The sequence below is a fragment of the Polyangium sorediatum genome, assembly GCF_029946465.1.
GTDB lineage: Bacteria > Myxococcota_A > Polyangia > Polyangiales > Polyangiaceae > Polyangium > Polyangium fumosum.
Genome location: NZ_JARZHI010000008.1, coordinates 103,592 through 119,880, shown reverse-complemented (window position 1 = coordinate 119,880; position 16,289 = coordinate 103,592). Strand labels below are relative to the sequence as shown.

Below are 16,289 nucleotides of genomic sequence, written 5' to 3'. Positions count from 1 at the left end.
TGCCGTTCTGATGGGAGCGCTCGCCGCGGAGGGGGACGCGGCGAGCCGGGCGTCGTGGATTCTCCATCGCGAGACGCCTTTTGGGCTGCTCGCGTGGCAGGTGCTCGTGGTGCTGGTGGCGCCGGTGATCGGCTGGATCTCGGGCGCTGCGGTGGTGCGCCTGCTCGGCAAGCTCACGTCGCGCACGGGCGCGCGCTGGGACGATCGGCTCGTCGAGGCGTCCCGGGGCCCCTGCCAGTTCCTCCTGGCGGTGCTCTTCGTGCGCGGGGCCGTGGCGGCGTTCGAGCCGACGGCGGCGACGGAGGCCTGGCTCGAGCGGATCCTGCGTCCGCTGCTCGTGATCGGGTGCGCGTGGGCGGCCGACCGTGCGCTCGGCGTGGGCACCACGGAGATGGCCGACCGGTACGAGGGGAAGGATCAAGATCCCGGACACGTGCGGGCCGCGCGGACGCGGATCTCCATGCTCCGCCGCATCGGGAGCGTGAGCATCGCGATCCTGGCCGCGGCGCTCGTCCTGATGCAGTTCGATCTCGTGCGGCAGGTGGGCGTCTCGCTGCTCGCGTCCGCGGGCATCGCGGGCGTCGTGCTGGGCTTCGCCGCGCAGCGCTCGATCGCGACGATCCTCGCGGGGCTCCAGATCTCGATCGCGCAGCCGGTGCGGATCGGCGACGTGGTGGTGATCGAGGGCGAATGGGGCACGATCGAGGAGATCACGCTGACGTTCGTGGTGGTGCGGATCTGGGATCAGCGGCGCCTGGTGCTGCCGATCTCGCAGCTCCTCGACAAGCCGTTCCAGAACTGGACGCGCTCGTCGCCCGAGCTGCTCGGGACGGTGTTTTTGCACGTGGACTACACGGCGCCGATCGACGTGCTCCGCGAGGAGGTGCGGCGGGTCTGCGAGGCGGATCCGGACTGGGACGGGAAGGTCGCCGGGCTCGTGGTGTTCGACGCGCTCTCGACGACGCTGCAGGTCCGGGCGCTCGTGTCGGCGCCGAGCGCGGGGCAGCTCTTTGATCTCCGGTGCCGGGTGCGGGAGCGGCTGGTGCAGCGGCTGCAAGGGATCGACGGCGGGCGTCATCTGCCGCGGACGCGGTTCGAGCCGACCGCGCTGGAGGAGAGGCGCGCGGAGGGGTTGCCTGTAGAAACGCCGGGGGCGACTCCCCTGCCCCAGCCGCTCACTGCACCAAGAACCTGACGGGCTCGGACGAGGCGCCGTCCGCCTCGACGACGAGCGTGTGTTCGCCGGGCACGAGCGGGAGCGAGCGCTCGAAGGGGGGCGTCAGGACGACGGCGCGGCCGTCGACGAGGAGGCGCACGGCGCGGGCCTCGGACGGCGCGTCGACGCGGACGCGGATGGCTTCTTCGGCCGCGAGGGCGCCGTCACGCACGAACCGCGCGCCGTCGGGCGGGAAGGCGATACGGAGGCGGGAAGGCAAAACGCGATCGGCCTCGGGGCAAAAGGGGGACGAAGCGCGCGGCGCGACGGGGCGGCCGGCGTTCTCGGCCCAGGCGACGAGCTCGGGCGGGTACCGCTCGAAGACACGCACGTCGACGGAGGCGTCGCCGCAGGCAGGGCCGGCGCGCAGGCCGTTTCGGCGATCGATGCGGACACGCTCGTGCATGTCGCAGGTGGCGAGCGAGGTCTCCCGCGGGACGATCTCGCTGCGGCGGTGCGGGCACGCCGGGCCGGGACGAGCGCCGGAGAGCGGGCAGATGTCGACGTCGACGAGGCCCTCGGGTCGCTCGAAGTCGCGCTCTGGAGAGAGGCGTGAAGCGGCGAGCATGGCGTCGTGGAAGAGCGGGCCGGCGCCGGTGACGCCGCTGACGCCGCTCATGGGCGATCCGTCGAAGTTGCCGACCCATACGGCGACGGTGACGGTGGGCGTGAAGCCGACGGTGACGTTGTCGCGAAATCCCTTGGAGGTGCCGGTCTTCGCGGCGACCGGGAACGGCAGCTCGAGGACGCTGTTCTCGCCGAACGTGGCGAGGCGCGCATGCCGATCGGCGAGGATGTGCGTGAGGACGTAGGCGGCGCGCCGATCGAGGATGCGGCGGGGCGGAGGCGCGGGGAGCGGGAGGAGCTCGCCCGTGGCGGCGCGGGCCTCGCGGACGGCGCGCGGGGCCACGGAGAGGCCGCCGCGCGCGAGGGTGGCGTAGGCAGCGGCGAGCTCGATCAAGCGGACCTCGCCGTCCCCGAGCGCGAGGGCGACGCCGTAGTCGCGGGCGCTGCGATCGAGGGAGGCGAAGCCGAGGTCGCGCAGGCGCGCGAGGAGGCGCTCGGGGCCGATGCGGGAGGAGGCGACGACGGCGGGCACGTTGAAGGAGCTGCCGAGGGCCTCGCGGACACGGACGGGGCCGTGGAAGCGGCCGTCGTAGTTGTTCGGGTGGTAGTCGCCGTCGGGCGTGGGGAAATGCAGGTCGACGTCGGGGAGGATCGTGGCGGCGGTGAAGCCGCCGATCTCCATGCCGAGGCCGTAGACGAAGGGTTTTAACGTGGATCCGGGCTGGCGTTTGGCGAGGACGCCGTCGTTGTGGCCGAGGCGCGCTTCGTTCTCGATGTCGGGCGATCCGACGTAGGCGAGGACGTGGCCCGTCTCGTTGTCGAGGACGACGACGGAGGCGGCCGTGACGTGGCGCGGGGCGAGGCGCTCGACCGTTTGCACCGCGAGGATCTCGATCTCGCGCTGGAGGCCGCGATCGAGGGTGGTCGTGATCGCCGTCGCGCGCCCGGCGAGCTCGTCCGTGCCGATCCCCTTCCCTCCCCCGAGCAGCGCGCGGCGGAGGTGCGGGATGCCGAGGCCGCTGCCGCGCGGGGCGAGGACGAGCGGTTCGCCGAGGGCACGATCGACGTCTTCATGATCGGCGAGGCGCGCGGCGCGCATGCGTTCGAGGACCCGATCACGGCGGCGCTTCAGGAGGTCGGTGCCGCGACGCGGGTCGTAAAGCGTGGGTCCACGCGGGAGGCTGGCGAGCGCGGCCGCCTCGGCGAGGGAGAGGTCCCGGGTGGATTTGTCGAAGTAGAAGCGGCTCGCGGCCTCGACGCCGCGCAGCGAGGGGCCGAACGCGACGCGGTTCAGGTACTCTTCGAGGATCCGCGGCTTCGAGAGCGAGGCCTCGATCCGCAGCGCGAGCGCCATCTCGCGGAGCTTGCCGACGACAGAGCGCGGGCGCGGGACGAGGGTGCGCGCGAGCTGCTGCGTGAGCGTCGAGCCGCCGGAGACGATGCCCCGCGCGAGGAGGGCCTGCCCGGCGGCGCGGGTGATCGCGATCGGATCGACGCCGGGGTGGAGGTAAAATCGTTTGTCTTCGGCCGCGAGCACGGCGCGGGGGACACGTGGATCGATGTCGGCGAGGCGCACGGGGCGCGCGCGGGTGCCGTCCTTGGCGCGGACCTCGCAAAGGACCGTGCCGTGGCGATCGAGGAAGACCGTGGAGGGATCGGCGGCGGTGAGATCGGCCGTCGCGAGCTCGGGCGGGAGCGGCGTGAGCGCGGCGGCGAGGCCGAGGCAGAGGATCGGGGAGACGATCGCCGCGAGCGCGAGCTCGATCCGGCGGCGGCGGCTGCGAGGCACGAGCCACCGGACGAGCGCACGAGCGAGGCGGGATCGGGTCACTTGCTGGCGGTCACCGTGATCGCGCCGGCGGCGGTCCTTCCAAACACCTCGGGCGCGTACATCTCCTCGGCGCGCGCGGGCGGAAGGATGAACGTGCCGATCGAGGTCGCGCGCGCGAGGTAGCGGTAGCGATACATGCCCGCCGGCATGCGGTCGATGAAGAAGAGGACGCGGTCATCGCGCAGCTCGCGCAGGTAGCGGCTGGAGAGGTACGCGCGGCCCGTGGCGACGGCGTCGTAGCCGCCCTCCTCGTCGAACGTTTCCTCGGGATTCTCGTTCTCCTCGTCGAGGCTCGGGCCGCTCGCCGTCGTGGCGAGGCGCGCGTCGACGGGCTCGAAGCCGGCCGGGAGCGGATCGTCGACGACGACGTAGTCCCGCGGCGAGGGCGTGACGACGACGATCTCGCCGAGGACGAGCTCACCGCCGGGGAAGGTGCTCACGCTCTTGCCAGGCGGCGCGGCGAGCAGGCCGGCGAGCTCGGCCGGGGTCACGGGGCGGAGCGTCTTCTGCACGAAGAAGCCGCGATCGAGCGGCGCCTTCGGCAGCTCCTTGCGGGCGTAGCGCAGGCGCGCCTCGTAGAAGAGGCGGCCCGAGCCCTCGACGTCGAAGGCGAGCACGCTGCCGCCGGCCGAGGTGAGGCGATCGGCGGGCACGGCGATCCGCGCCTGGTTCACGTCGCGGCCGCGGAAGGCCTGCGTCGCGATCTCGGCCTGCCCGAGGAAGACGTGCGCCAAGAAGTCGGGCGTCGCCTTCTCCTGCGCCTTGCGATACGCGTCGAGCGCGACGAGCGACCAGGCAGACTCCTGCGTGTTGCGCCAGGAGCCACCCTTGCGATCCGCAAGCAGGCCCATGGCGAGCTTGGCCGCGATCGGGTGGTTCGGCCGCGCCGCGAGCAAGGCGCGGAGGATGAGCGCCGTCGTGCGGGTGTCGGAGTCCATGAGCACGGCGTACTTGTCGCCGAGGTTCGTCGCGGCGCGCGCGACGTTGCCGTCGAGGCGGAGGGAGCCTTCGAGCTCGTTCGCGAGCTGGTCGATACTCGCGCGATCGTGCTTGCTCACGACCATGGCGTGCGCGAGGAACGCCTGCGCGAAGAGCGGCAAGGTTTTCCGTTCCTCGAAGAGTCGCGTCGTGCGGCCGGTGTCGGGCTGGCCGTTCACGGCGAGGACGTCGAGGATGAAGGGCGCGGCGGCGCGGGAGTACTCGTCGTCGAGCTTCTCGAGCGCGTCACTGACGTGCCGCGCGGCCGACTCGATCACCGTCTCGGGGATGTTCACGTTGCGGCGCTTGGCCTCGCCGAGGCCCCAGAGCGCGTAGGTGGTGGCCCAAAGGTTCGAGCGATCCGAGCCCGCCCACATGCCAAAGCCCCCGTCGCCGCGCTGGTGCTTCAGGATCTCGGCGACCGTGGACTCGATGATCGCGCCCGTGTTCTTCGGCAGCGGGATCTTGAAGTCGGCCGCGAGATCGCGGAGCGGCAGCATCGGCACGAGCTTGCTCACGAGCTGCTCGGTGCAGCCGTACGGGTAGTCGATGAGCTGCTCGACGCCGCCGCCGAGCCCGACGAGCGCGGTCGAGGCCATGCTGACCTCGAGCCCGCCCGTGTCGTCGCGCATCGCCGAGAGATCCCCGAGCTTCTCCGCGCTCTCCGTGGTCGTGTCGCCGTAGAGCGCGACGGCCTCGGGCGAGAGCGGGACACGGACGTCACGCTCGACCTCGACGGCGTCCTCCAAAGCTTTGCCGGACTCGGTCGCGCGCACGACGAAGCCGATCTTGGCCTTGCCAGCCTTCGGCGCCGTGACCGGGAAGCGGACCTCGACGGGCGTGCCGGGCGCGAGATCGATCGTGCGTTTCGTGTCGCCCGAGAGCGTGAGCCCGTCGAGCTTGATCTCGACCGTGGCGTTGGTCTTGCCGATGCCCTTCGAGCTCAGGACGACGGACGCGTCGAGGGCGTCACCGGCACGCAAGAAGCGCGGGAGCGCAGGGCGCGCCATGAGCGGGCGGCTCGCGACGACGCGGTTCTCCGCGAAGCCGAAGCGATCGTCCTCGGCCGCCGTGACGGCCATGAGGCGGTAGGTCGTGAGCGTGTCCGGCAGGCGGAACTTCACCTTGGCGCGGCCCGCGTCGTCCGTGACGATCGAGGGGACGAACGTGGCGCTCGCGCGGAAGTCACGCCGCACGGAGGTGCCGCCGCCGCCGTCGCCGCCGTCGAGGCCCTTGTCCGCGCCGAGATCCCCGTAGGGCCGGAAGACACGGGCGAGCGCGGCGCGCACTTCGAGGGAGGTGACGCGCAGCGGGCGCGGGGCGCCGAAGACGCCGATCGGATCGGGCGTCTTGTACCCGATGAGCGAGAGCACGCCCTCGTCGACCGCGTAGAACGTGACCTCGGCGCGCGCGGGTTTGCCCGCATGATCACGCACCACGACGTCGACCTCGACGTTCTCGCCGGGCTTCGCCTCCGTCTTGTTCGGCGTGAGCGCGATCTTGAGCCTGCGCTTCTCGGGGTTCACGAGCAGCGGCGCGTACCCCATGCGGAACGCGGGCGCGCCGACGTCCGGGTCCTTCGCGTTCGTCGGCACCGGCTTGGTGCGGCCGCGGACGAGGAGGACCGAGACGAACGCGTTCGGGCGGAGATCCTCGGTGACCGGGATCTCGACCGTCGGCATCGCGCCCACGAGCTTGACGCGGCGCTGCGAGAGGATGCCCGCGCGCTCCACGGTCACGAGGGCCTCGGCCGCGGCGAACGGCGACTTCACGAGGAAGCGCGCCTTGTCGCCGATCTCGTAGCTCTCCTTGTCGGCCACGAGCTCGACGGCGAGCCGGTCGCTGTCGCCGAAGCCGCCGCCGGACGCGCCGCCGAAGACGTAGAGCGGATCCGCAGCGCCGACGGGATTTTTCCGGGCGTCGACCGCGGTCGCGTGGACGATGTGGTAGCCGGACGCGGCCGGGGTGAGCTTGCACGAGACGGGCTTGTCGCCGCCCGTGGTCGTGACCGTGCAGCTCTCGACGACACGGTCGACGGGCTCGGCCACGGTGTGCGCGAGGCCGCCGGCGGTCGCTTGCCGCGCGACGGTCCACGTGCGCGACACGAGCTCGATCTTGATCGGGACGCCCGCGACGCGCGCGCCCTTGGGATCGACGGCGAAGACCTCGGGGTTCACGGGCTTGCCCGCGTCGACGAAGAGGTCGGATCCCGTCCGCAGCGCCACGTAGAACTCGGCCGGGTGCACGATCGCCGTGGTGCTGCCCGCGATGTACTGGCGCGAGACGTCGTTCACCTCGGCCTCGGCCGTCACGCGCTCAGGGCCACGCTGGCCGGGGAGCGCGAGCGCCGCTTCGATCGAAACCGTGCCCTTGGCGTCGAGCTTCGTCGTGCTGCTCTGGATCTCCCCTTCCCGCGTGGTGCGGTCGGTGAAGTCCGCGTGGAACGTGTCTTCGGAGACCGTGAAGTCGTCGGTGTTCGGCGGGCGGAAATCGGCCTCGCCGCGCGTCACGGTGACCCGCGCCTCGGCGCCGGCCATGGGCGCGCCGTAGAGGTAGTCGCCGCGCGCGATCCACTTGCCCTTGTCGCCGCGCACGTAGCTCGGCTTGTCGCTCTCGACGGAGACCGCGAACTCGGCGGGCCGGTACTCGGCGACCTCGAAGTCACCGCTCACGTCGGCCCAGCCGGGGTTTCCTTCCTGCACCGTGGCGCGCACCGAGTACGTGCCGAGCCGGCCGGCGCGCGGGACGACGACGTCGATCGCCGTGGTGCCGAAGGGCGAGAGCGTCTCCGTGCGCGAGACGATCTCGTCGCCGTCGGGGCCCTCGACCTTGATCTCCACGGGCAGGCCGACGGGCGTGACGGTGCCGGGGTTGCCCTCCTTGCGGAAGATGCCCTTGATGTGGACCGTGTCGCCGGGGCGGTAGATGCCGCGATCCGTGAACACGAGGCCAAACGGCCGGTCCGGCCCGGGATCGACCTGCACGTCGAAGCGCCAGGTGTCGAGCGTGTCCGTCAGATGCTTGTAGGTCCAATCCTTGCCGTCCTTCACGAGGAGGACGGCGCGATCGGCGCCCGAGCCCCCGCGCGCCCAGACCTCCGGCGGCAGCTTGATGAAGCCGTTGTCATCCGAGCGGAGCGGGCCGAGCGGCGCCTCGCCGGGCGTCTCGATCGTGACCTCGGCGCCCTTGACCGGCTCCGCCGACGAGAGGCGGCTGATCCAGAGGAGCGAGCCACGCGTGGACAACTTGCCGCTCACCGCGAGGTCGCTGACCTTGGCGATCGCGGTGTTCGTGACGGCGCGCTGGTGGTTCGAGCCCGGCCAGCCGATGTACCGGATGCCAAGCGCGACCGCGCCGCGCGCGTCCTTGCCGCCGAGCGCCTCCTCGATCTTGACCGCGTGCCGCGAAGCCTTGTTGAGCGGCGCGTTCGACGGGAGCTTCGAGACCTTCGCGCCGGGCAGCTTCAGGATTTCGTCGTACGAGGGCGTGCGGCCCGGGCCGTACGGGTCGTCCTGCAAGTGGATCGCGTCTTCCGGGGTGAGCGGGGCGACGACGAGCTCGAGGTCGTTCGTGTTGATGGAATCGATCGGGATCTCGCGGCGCGCCGCCGGCTCGAAGACGCTGCCGCGCAGGCCGATGTCGGCCTTGGGCCAGAGGTCGTCGAAGGCGACGTCGGCGCGGTGATCGGCCGCGAGCTTCTGCCCGTACACGTCGCGAAGCCCCTTGCCGACGACGACCTTGACGGCCTTGCCCGGGACGAACGCGCCATAGACCGTGACACCCGCGGTCATGTGCTCGTCGTCGAGCCACGAGGGCCACGTGACGTCGATCTTCGGCTCGAAGCGGACGGCCTTCTTCAGCTCGGCGAACGTGACGGGGTTCGTCAGGTAGATGCCGATGCCGCCGTCGGGCGCGCATTTGCCGTGCGGCGTGTCGTGATCACACGGGAGCGCCTTCACGGCGAGCGGGCCGTAGGTGCGGAACTCGAACCGCTGTTCTTTCTCGGATCGGAGGCTCCCCTCCTTGCCCGCGAGGCCCTTCACCTCGACCACGACCTCGCTGTCGAGCGGGAGCGGCGCGCGCGGGGTGATCTCCACGAGCTGATCGTTTTGCGGATCGGGGCGCTTGACCGTGAAGGCCCACTTGTCCTGGCGCTCGCCGGCCGTGATCTTCAGCGCCTTCTCGAGCTCGCGCTCGTCGACGGGCTGATTGAAGCGCAGCGTGAACTTCGCGTCGGGCCGCAGGCCGTCCGAACCCTCGGAAGGATCGATCGAGGTGATCTCGGGGCGCGCCGTCGTGAAGCGAAGCTCGAACGGTTTTTCGAGCGCCGAGCCGTCGAGCGCCTTCGTGCCGGCCGGGACCGTGACCACGAACGCGGTGGCGCGCGGCAGGCGCTTCTCCGGCACGAACGAGAGCGCGTTCGTCCCGACCCACTGCCAGCGGCCGGGTACGGCGGGCTGGATCGTCGCGGGCGGCGTGCTCTCGTCGCCCGCGAGCTCGAGCGGCCGCATCGGGCGGTTGAAGACGAGGCTCACCTCGGGCGGGTCGTTCGTGTCCCCGCGCGGCGTGCCGAACACGACGGCGAAGGCCCCGCGTGTGTCGACCGTACCCGCACCGTCGGCGGCGCCGGGGACGAGGGTGCCGCGGGGCGCGACCTCGGGCGGGCGATTCCCCTGCATGCAGGCCATGCCGAGGGCCATCGCGGTGACCGCGAGGAAAGCGTTGCGGGGACCTGGAAACCTGGCTCGCGCCGTCATGGCGCGGCTCTTCTCGCAAGCCCGCCCCGGCGGCAAGGCCGATGAGCGGGATCCCGTGGAAACGTTGGACCTCACGGGGGATCCCCCGGCCCCGCGAGGCCCGACCCCGCGCCCCGGCCGGAGCGCGGCTGCCCTGGGCGGCCCCGACGGCGTTCGGGCGTCGGATCCCGACGAGGTCGGGAATCACGGGCGCGTGCTTCTGTTATAAGGGCGCCGTCGCCGGGGAAACGGCGGCGCATGACGAAGGCTTTTGCCGTGATCGAAATCGTCGACCTCTACAAGTACTACGGGGAGAGAAGGGCGGTCGGACCGCTCTCGTTCTCCATCGAAGCCGGCGAAATCGTGGGCTTGCTCGGGCTCAACGGCGCCGGAAAGACCACGACGCTCCGCATCCTCGCCTGCGACCTGCTCCCGTCCTCGGGCTCCGTCCGCGTGAACGGGCTCGACGTCGTGGAGAGCCCGCACGAGGTGCGGTCGCTCATCGGCTACCTGCCGGACACGCCGCCGCTCTACGGCGAGATGACCGTGCGCGCCTACCTGCACTTCGCCGCGCGCCTGCGGGGCCTTTCGAAGGCCTCCGCAGACAAACGCGTGCCCGAGGTGCTGGAGGCGACGTCGCTCGCCGAGGTGCAGGACCAGCTCATCGCGTCCTTGTCGCACGGGTACAAGCAACGCGTCGGCATCGCCCAGGCCATCGTGCACGGGCCGAAGCTGCTCGTGCTGGACGAGCCAATCAGCGGCCTCGACCCTGTGCAGATCGTGGAGATGCGGGAGCTGCTCCGCGGCCTGAAGGGCGAGCTCACGATCCTTTTGTCCTCCCACATTCTCTCGGAGATCAGCGAGACGTGTGATCGCCTCCTCGTGATCCGCGACGGCCAGATCGCCGCGAGCGGCACCGAGGCGGAGCTCAGCGCGAAGCTGCTCAAGAACCAGCGCATCGAGGTGACGGTGCGCGGCGACGAGGAGAAGGCCAAGGAGGCCGCGGGCGCCGTGCCGGGCGTGGTGTCGGTCGAGGCGATCGACGCGGCGGAGAGCGGCGAGGGCGTGTTCGCGCTCCGGATCGAGTCCGAGGGCGACGCGCGCGAGGCCGTGTGCCGCGCGCTCGTGACGGCCGAGATCGGCCTGCTCGAGGTGCGGCGCGGCGAGCGGGAGCTCGAGAGCGTGTTCCTGGAGCTCGCGGGCGCGGAGACGACAGGCGAAGGCGCCGGGGCCTCGCCGAAGAAGAAGCGGACCGGCAAGAGGAGCGCGAAGAAGGCGCGCGCTTCGGCCGGCGAAGGTGATGCCGGGGCGAAGGACGCCGCGGCGGAGAAAGAGGACGGGAGCGGGACATGAGAAACGCTCTGCTCGTCGCGGGGAGGGAGATCGGCTCGTACGGGCGATCCCTGCTCGGCTGGGCCATCGGGGCTGCGGCGCTGCTCGTCGAGGGCTTGTGGTTCAGCGCGAACGGCCTGACCGGATCACGCATGTCGGCCGACGTGCTGCGCGAGTTCTTCAACGGCGCGAGCGGCGTCACGATGATCGTGGCGGTGCTCATGTCGATCCCGCTTCTCGCGGGGGAACGTGAGCGCGGGACGCTGGTGCTCCTGAACACGGCGCCGATCCGGGACATCGAGATCATCGTGGGCAAGTACCTCGCGGCGTTCGCGATGATCGCGCTCATCACGCTGGTCAGCGTGTACATGCCGCTGCTCATCTTCGTGAACGGCAAGGTGAGCCTCGGGCACGTGGCCGTGGGCTACACGGGCATCCTGCTGCTCGGCTCGGCCGCGCTCGCGATCGGGATGTTCACGTCGGCCGTGAGCCGGAGCCAGGTGATGGCGGCGATCCTCGGCGGGCTTTTGCTCGCCGTGATGGTGACGCTCTGGCTCGTCGCGAAGGTGACCGAGCCGCCGGTGAACGGCGTGCTCGCCGGGATGGCGCTGCACCACCAGCGGCAATTCCCCTTCATGACCGGCGTTTTGAAGCTGGAGAACGTGGTCTATTACGTGGCCGTCACGTACTTCTTCCTGCTCGCGGCCACGAAGACGCTGGAGGCGCGGCGATGGCGCTGAAACCGAAAGAGGCGGCTCCGGCCGCCGAGAAGGCGCCCGAAGGCAAGGCCGACAAGGGCGACAAGGCCCCCACGCCGCCGAGCTACGCGCCTTTCCTCGCGCCCGCGTTCGTGGGCTCGCTCGTGCTCGTGTTCATCGGCGAGCGGATGCTCGGCAACGTGGAGACGTGGCGGCTCGTGTTCTCCGCGCTCGGCGTGCTCGGCGCGGTGGTCTCGACGGCGCTCCGCTTCGTGCACGCGTCAGCCGAGAAGGATCCGGAGCGGCGGAAGATCGAGCGCGCGCTCTCGCTCTTCGCGGGGCTCGGGCTCGTGGCCCTCGGGATCTACTTCGCGGCGAACACCGAGGCCGGCCGGCGCATGCTCGGCATCCTCGACGCCGCGCCGGACAAACGCGCCCGCTTCGACGGGGCGAGCACGGTGGCGTGGGTCGTCCTGATCCTCGTGTCGGTCCTGCCGCTCGTGTTCGGCGAGATCGCGCTCGCGCCCATGCGGCGCGCGCCGCGCGTGGAGGGCCGTCGCGTGCGCGCGGCGACCATCGCGGGCCTCTCGCTCGCGCTCGCGGTGGCCTACGCAGCGCTCTTCACGTACGCAGCGGGCGAGCTCGACGCGAAGGTCGACTTCTCGTACTTCCGCACGGCGAAGGCGAGCGAGTCGACGAAGAAGATCGTGACGAGCGCGCCGGACACCGTGGAGGTGCGCGCGTTCTTCCCGCCCCTGAACGACGTCGGCATGGAGGTCGAGGGCTACCTCGCGGACATCGCGAAGAACGCGCCGAACTTCAAGTACGGCTTCTACGACCGGCTCCTGAATCCGCAGCTCGCGAAGGACAACAAGGTCACGCAGGACGCGGTGATCGTGATCCTGCGCGGGCCGACGCGCGAGACGCTCACGCTCGACAAGGAGATGGCCAAGGCGGCGGCGAAGCTGAAGACGCTCGACGCCGACTTCCAGAAGGCCCTCCTCAAGGCGATGAAGGAGCAACGCACGGCCTACTTCACGGTCGGGCACGGCGAGCTCAACGAGGGGCAGGGCGCAGCGGCGGCCGAGGGGCGGACCTCGAAGGTCCTGCGCCGCCTGCTGGAGAGCCAGAACTACGTGGTGAAGGACCTCGGCATGCCGCAGGGCCTCGCAAACGCGGTGCCCGACGACGCGTCGATCGTCGTGGTGCTCGGCCCGTCGCAAGCATTCCTGCCCGAGGAGATCACGTCGCTCGACAAGTACGCGGCGCGCGGCGGCAAGCTGCTGCTCGCGCTGGATCCGGAGACGAAGGGGGATCTCGCTCCCCTCGCCGCGCTCGCGGATCTCGCGTTCGATCCGACGGTGCTCGCCACGACGGACCAGCTCTTCGTGCCGCGGCGGCGCAACGCCTCGGACAAGGCCAACCTCGTCTCGAACCGCTTCTCGTCGCACGCCTCGGTCTCCACGCTGAGCCGCGTCTCGCAGCGCGCCGTCGTGCTCGTGCCCGTGGCCGGCTCGCTCGACAAGAAGGCCGGATCCGAGCCGAAGGTGGACTTCGTCCTCCGCTCGTCGGGCGCAGCCTTCGCCGACAAAAACGGCAACTACGAGCTCGACGGCGACGAGAAGAAGGCGACGTTCAACCTGGCCGCAGCAGTGACGAAGCCGCTCGCGGACGGCGTGGACAAGGCCAAGGTGAAGGGCCCGCAAGAGATGCGTGCCTTCGTGCTCGCAGACGCAGACGCGCTGAGCGATCTCGCGCTCGGGGTCGCCGAGACGAACCAGCTCTTCGCCGTGGACGCGGTGCGCTGGCTCGGCGGCGACGAGAGCTTCAGCGGGGAGATCGTGACGCCCGAGGACGTGCGGATCGAGCACACGAAGCAGAAGGACATGTACTGGTTCTACGGCTCGATCATCGGAGCTCCCGCGCTCCTCTTGGGCGTGGGGCTCCTCGTGACGCGGCGGGCGCGCCGCACGGCCGGGAGGAAGGCATGAGCGTGGGACGTGGTCTCTTCGTCCACGTAGGGCTCTTCGTGCTGGCGTCGGCCAGCGCGGTGGCCGTGTGGACCCGCGACGAGCAGCCCAAGGCGCTCGTGCAAACCGAAGCGACGGTGTGGTCCGGTCGTCCGGCCGACGTCGCGAAGGTCGTCTTCGAGGGCAAAAACCGCAAGGTCGCGCTCGAAACGAAGTCAGACAAACTCGGCGTTTACTACCTCGGCACGCTGGAGCGCGAGGCCGCGCCTCCGCCGGCAACCCCCGACGCAGGCGCGCCGCCGCCCGCGCCCGCCGGCAAGACGAAGACGGACTTCGTCAGCGTGGGCGTCGCGCAAAAGCTCGTCGAGTCCCTCGCGCCGCTGAAAGCCCTCCGCGCGCTCGGCCGCATCCCAGACGATCGCGCAGCCGAATTCGGGCTCGCCGAGCCCGACGGCACACTCACGATCACGATCGGCGGCGCCGAGCGCAAGCTCGTGCTGGGCGGGACCACGCCCGGCGGCGGCGATCGATACGTACGCGAGCCGCAGTCCGGCGAGACGTACGTGATCGACGGGAGCGCCGTGCGCGACCTCGACACAGCAGAGTCGCGTCTCGTGGAGCGAGAGTTGCACGGGTGGAAGGAAGCCGAGGTCTCGACCGCAGAGCTCAGCGCCAGCGGAAAGAAGCGGCAAATCGTGCGCGGCGGGCCCGAAGGCAAGCGCTTCTGGGCCGATCCCGCAGCCGCCGATCAGAAGGACGAGACGGCAGCCAACTTCATGGCAAAGCTCGATCGGCTGCGGCCGACGGACTACGTGATGACCGAGCCCGCAGGCAAGCAGGACGTGCTCCGCGTGGAGTACGCCGCAGGCGCGTCCCTCGGCTTCCTCGAAGTCGTCCGCGTGCCTGCAACGGATCCCTTGAGCACCGTGGAGTACTTCGTGCGCACCGAGCGCACGCGCCTCTACGCAAAGGTCCCCAGGCAGACGGCAGAGCAGGTCGAGCAAGACCTGGGCTCGATCCTCAAGTAGACGCGTTGCGCCGGGGTTTCACCCCGGACCCCGACGAGGGGCTGAGCACGGGTCTCCTCGTGGAGCCGCTTCGTTGGGGCTTTGCCCCAAGCCCCACCCGGGGCTGTCCGCCCCGGGACCCGGACCAGCCAGGGGCTGGACCCAAGCTCGATGAACTGCGCAATGCGCAGTTCATCGAACAGGCCCGGTCAAGACCAGCAGCGACGTTGCCAACCGAGACAGGCGCGTGGCCGTCCAGCGGGGGGTTCGCTGGCGTCGGTTCGATGAACTGCGCGATGCGCAGTTCATCGATGAGGCCGTGTCTTCAAGCTTGGGGGCCGAGCCAAAAAGCGACGGGGACGTGTGTGCGAGGGATGGCGGGCATGGTCCGAAGAGACGACGTCGAGTCTCCGGAGACACGAGGTCGTGCCTTGGAGGTACGAGGTCGTGTCTCCGGGGCGTGGGGTCGAGCCTCCGGGGGTACGAGGCCGTGCCTTGGAGGAACGGGGACGTGTCTCTGGGGCGTGCGGTCGAGCCTCCGGGGGTACGAGGCCGTGCCTTGGGGCAACGGGGGCGATGGAAGGAGCGGCGGGCTCGTGGCTTCGAGAGATGGCCGCGATGCAGGAGACCATGGGCGCATCGCCCGAAGACCCACGACCCCATCACGTGGAGGGACGGAGCCGTGCTGTTTGGAACGTGAGGCCACGACGTCATGCGACGAGGCGTTGGCCGCCGACCTGTCCGCGCTGCGGCCTTTGGTAGGCAGGCTCCTCCCTGGTCTTGACCGGGGCCTGTTCGATGAACTGCGCATCGCGCAGTTCATCGAGCCTGGGTCCAGCGCCTCGCTGGTCCGGGGTCGAGGGGGCGGACAGCCCCTCGCGGGGTCCGGGGCAGCGCCCCGGCGCGGCGCTCCCCAGATGAGACCCATGCTCAGGACCCGGGACCAGGGCCAGCCCTGGACCTCAGGTGCATCGCCCGCGATGCGGTCGATGCAGAGGGGGATTCGCCTTACGAACGAGGGTGCGAGCGGCGGTACACGGTGCGGACATGATCGTCCGTGAGGTGCGTGTAGATCTCCGTCGTCGTGATGTCCGCGTGCCCGAGCAAGGCCTGCACGCTGCGGAGATCCGCGCCTCCTTCGAGCAGGTGCGTCGCAAACGAGTGGCGCAGCTTGTGCGGCGAACTCGGCTTGGTCACGCCGACGCCACGCGCATAAGCGCCGAGCAACTTCCACACCCCTTGCCGCGTGAGCGGTTTGCCCCGGGGCGACAGGAAGAGCGCAGGCGTCATCGCAGCGCGCGGGTGATCCTTCCGGACGGCCAGATACGCATCGAGCGCGTCGAGCGCAGGCTCCCCGAGCGGCACGATGCGCCGCTTGCTGCCCTTGCCGAACGCAAACACGACGCCCTGCTTCCGATCGACGTCCGCAATCTTGAGGCCCACGACCTCACTCACGCGGAGCCCCGCCGCATACATCACGTGCAGCATCGCGCGGTCGCGCAGGCCCCGAAACGAGCGGCCATCCGGCGCCTCCAAGATGCGCCCGATCTCCTCCACGGAGAGCACCTTCGGCAGCTTGCGGCTCGTCCGAGGTCGCTCGACGAGCGCCGCTGGATTCGCCGAGATCGCCCGTTCCCGCAGCAGGAACTTGGAAAAACCCCGCACCGCCGAGAGATGCCGCGTCGCCGAACGCGCGCCGAGCCCCTGCCTGCCGAGCTCGACGAGGTACGTCGAGACGACCGTCGCGTCGAGCTCCCCCGGCGAAGAGATCCCGCTCGCCTCGCACAACGCGCAGAGTTTTGCGAGGTCCCGAGCATACGCCTCCAGCGTGCGCGGCGAGAGCGCGCGCTCGACGCGCAGGTGATCCAGGTACGCATCCACCCAGGCGTGCAGGTCCACGCGACGAGCCTACCCCTCCTCTCAGCCCCGCCGAAGAAATGCGCGAAACGCAAGG

At 70.6% G+C, this 16,289-nt stretch carries 8 protein-coding genes; 5 read left to right on the top strand and 3 right to left on the bottom strand.

All coding sequences use genetic code 11. From position 1 onward, the window contains the following. Positions 1–10 precede the first annotated feature (10 nt). Positions 11–1,195 carry a mechanosensitive ion channel family protein gene (locus tag QHF89_RS12490; protein WP_136968579.1) on the top strand — a complete coding sequence of 395 codons (1,185 nt, stop codon included), beginning with the start codon at positions 11–13 and terminating at the stop codon, positions 1,193–1,195. Here QHF89_RS12490 and pbpC read toward each other — a convergent pair. Both pbpC and QHF89_RS12480 read right to left on the bottom strand, forming a co-directional pair. Next, positions 1,176–3,614 carry a penicillin-binding protein 1C gene (gene pbpC, locus QHF89_RS12485; protein ID WP_136968578.1) on the bottom strand — a complete coding sequence of 813 codons (2,439 nt, stop codon included), beginning with the start codon at positions 3,612–3,614 and terminating at the stop codon, positions 1,176–1,178. The genes QHF89_RS12490 and pbpC overlap by 20 nt on opposite strands. Further along, positions 3,611–9,349, bottom strand: a complete 5,739-nt coding sequence (locus QHF89_RS12480) for an alpha-2-macroglobulin family protein (RefSeq protein WP_136968577.1) — start codon at positions 9,347–9,349, stop codon at positions 3,611–3,613. The genes pbpC and QHF89_RS12480 overlap by 4 nt, the downstream gene beginning before the upstream one ends. Before the next feature lie 237 nt (positions 9,350–9,586). Here QHF89_RS12480 and QHF89_RS12475 point away from each other — a divergent pair, with 237 nt between their 5' ends. Genes QHF89_RS12475 through QHF89_RS12460 form a run of 4 tightly spaced genes read left to right on the top strand, consistent with a single transcriptional unit; the run spans position 9,587 to position 14,356 of the window. Continuing rightward, positions 9,587–10,681, top strand: a complete 1,095-nt coding sequence (locus QHF89_RS12475) for an ABC transporter ATP-binding protein (RefSeq protein ID WP_284720410.1) — start codon at positions 9,587–9,589, stop codon at positions 10,679–10,681. After that, a complete protein-coding gene (locus tag QHF89_RS12470) occupies positions 10,678–11,400 on the top strand; it encodes an ABC transporter permease (protein WP_136968576.1) in 723 nt (240 codons plus the stop codon). Before QHF89_RS12475 ends, QHF89_RS12470 begins: the two co-directional genes overlap by 4 nt. Then, the gene (locus QHF89_RS12465; protein ID WP_136968575.1) at positions 11,391–13,349 is read left to right on the top strand and encodes a Gldg family protein; all 1,959 of its coding nucleotides are present in this window, start codon (positions 11,391–11,393) and stop codon (positions 13,347–13,349) included. Before QHF89_RS12470 ends, QHF89_RS12465 begins: the two co-directional genes overlap by 10 nt. After that, positions 13,346–14,356: a DUF4340 domain-containing protein gene (locus tag QHF89_RS12460; protein WP_136968574.1), complete on the top strand. Its 1,011-nt coding sequence runs from the start codon at positions 13,346–13,348 to the stop codon at positions 14,354–14,356. Before QHF89_RS12465 ends, QHF89_RS12460 begins: the two co-directional genes overlap by 4 nt. Positions 14,357–15,343: 987 nt before the next feature. Here the strand turns inward: QHF89_RS12460 and xerD are convergent. Beyond that, positions 15,344–16,234: a site-specific tyrosine recombinase XerD gene (gene xerD / locus QHF89_RS12455; protein WP_136930798.1), complete on the bottom strand. Its 891-nt coding sequence runs from the start codon at positions 16,232–16,234 to the stop codon at positions 15,344–15,346. Positions 16,235–16,289: the final 55 nt, after the last annotated feature.